The organism is Arsukibacterium sp., from assembly GCF_041616895.1.
Lineage (GTDB): Bacteria > Pseudomonadota > Gammaproteobacteria > Enterobacterales > Alteromonadaceae > Alishewanella.
Map to the genome: position 1 here is coordinate 1 of NZ_JBFJPY010000200.1, position 2,060 is coordinate 2,060.

3 protein-coding genes are annotated in these 2,060 nt (G+C 47.2%); 2 read left to right on the plus strand and 1 reads right to left on the minus strand.

Annotation, left to right across the window (positions count from 1 at the left end):
• Together ABY802_RS16750 and ABY802_RS16755 are read left to right on the plus strand one after the other, a co-directional pair.
• Nucleotides 1-780, plus strand: a 780-nt coding sequence (locus ABY802_RS16750) for a DUF5110 domain-containing protein (RefSeq protein ID WP_372628253.1), incomplete at its 5' end; no start/stop codon positions are given.
• Nucleotides 781-1,005: 225 nt separating this feature from the next.
• A complete protein-coding gene (locus ABY802_RS16755) occupies nt 1,006-1,476 on the plus strand; it encodes a hypothetical protein (RefSeq protein WP_372628254.1) in 471 nt (156 codons plus the stop codon).
• 65 nt (nt 1,477-1,541) lie between these two features.
• Here the strand turns inward: ABY802_RS16755 and ABY802_RS16760 are convergent.
• Nucleotides 1,542-2,060, minus strand: a 519-nt coding sequence (locus tag ABY802_RS16760; RefSeq protein ID WP_372628255.1) for a tryptophan 7-halogenase, incomplete at its 5' end; no start/stop codon positions are given.

The following is a 2,060-nucleotide window of genomic DNA, read 5'->3' on the forward strand; positions in this document are numbered from 1 at the left end:
ACCCTGCGCCCTTTCCTGAACCTGCGTTATCAGTTATTACCGTACCTTTACACAATGGCCTGGCAGCACAGCGAGACTGGTATGCCGTTAATGCGACCGTTATTTTTTGCCGATGAAAGCAATACCGGCTTTATGGACGAAACCAACAGTTATCTTTGGGGCGACGCCTTTTTAGTGGCACCGGTTACCCAACCGGGCGTGGTCAGCTGGCCGGTGAATATGCCCGAAGGTGTCTGGTTCGACTTTTTCAGTGACAAGCGTTATCAGGGCGGCCAGCTAACCGACGTACCGGTAAGCATTGATACTATACCGGTATTGGTAAAAGCCGGCAGCTTTGTGCCAATGGTTGAGCCAATGGCCAGTACCCGCGACTACAGCTCAAAGGCGCTAACCGTGCATTATTATGCCGACAGTACTGTTAGTTGCAGCAAAGGCCAGATGTATGAAGACGACGGCAGCAGCACCAACAGCACTGAAAACGGTAACTATGAGCTGCTAAATTTCTATGCGCTGAGTGATGAAACAGGGCAAAAGCTCGAATTTAGCCGTAGCGGCGGTGATTACATTGGCAAGCCAGAAAGCCGTGAGTTAACGGTAGTGCTGCATAACCAGCCTGGCAAAGCCAGCCGCATCACGGTAAACGGCCAGTTTATTGCTATTGTCGCCCAGCCGCAGCGCTTCGCCCGCCAGCAAAACGTGGCCTACTATGATAAAGCCACTAAACAGCTAAAAGTTAAAACCCACTGGCGAGGTGACAAGCTACAGCTGCAGGTACGCTAAGCTACACTTCTCTATTTTTTCATGATAAACGGCAACCTTAACTCTTTATAGGGTTGTCGTTTGGCCACTTGCTCTTACTACTTTGCTAGTACCAGATATCACACCAGAATTATGTTGATTTGGTAAAAGTTATCACGTAACTTCAGCTCTTTAACAAAACGTGAAATTAACTCATCTATTGTAAAGCGCAGTTATTGCTAATACTAAGTTGTTAAGGAGTAAGAGATGAAGAAGGTGCTGAGCATTGTTGCCATTGCCATTTTGGCAGGGTGTGCGTCAAATGATTATGCAGCCATTAACGATAGCCAGGCCGTTATTACAGATCTGGTAGTGACTGAGCTGGGCAAGGCTGGAACTGGCAAGCATCGATTAGATATTAAATTTGATTACGGTATTAAAGACTATAAAGATATTGCCGGTTTATATACCTGTTCAGTGTTATTTGCGAGCGCTAACGATGCACTGATCACGACAACCAAAGAGAAAGCTCCGTGCAAAATTAAGGCAGAAAATGGTTCGGTCGCAATACAATGGGACACTCCTTTATCAACAAGTGCCCGGTATTCGTCAGCAGAGTTAAATGAAATGCAAGTACCGCTTCGGTACCACGTCGCTATTCATCAAAAGAAGACAAGTAACAGCAACGTTATTATCGGAATGAGTGAGCCTCTTTATCTCACCCCGGAAATAAAGTAGGCCATGCTGCGCTGCATTTTTAATCAAAAGAAATAATTGGATCTGACCCCTAAGGTGCAAGCAGTTTAGCCATTTGTCATCTGATGTGGGAAATGCTGTTTTACCAACTGCTGCAACTGGTCAGCAATATGCTGTGCGTTATAACGCTGCAGCTGCGGTGGTAACGGCAATAACCTTTTGTTTTCGGGGAAAACACCGTAGCCGCTTAGCAGGCACTGCCAGGACATTAAAGGATAGTGCTGGCCGATTTGCTGGCGGCGAATTTCATTACTTAAGGCATCGCCGTTATGCCATGCCGCTAGCAACTGCTGCAGCGAATCCGATAACTGCGAATTGGCCGCATTAGCCCGCCAATATTCAGTATCAGTGCGGCTATTCACCTTATAATGACAAACAATATAGTCGCGAATACCATCAAAACGGTTATTAATCTGCTGGTTAAACACCTGTTGGGCACCTGGCGCGGGCTGTCCCGCCTGCCAGTGCTGAATAAAACGGTTAACCGTTTCCTGCACCAGCATCAGGGCGGTCGCTTCCAATGGTTCAATAAAGCCCTGGGCCAAACCCACCGCCAGACAATTCCG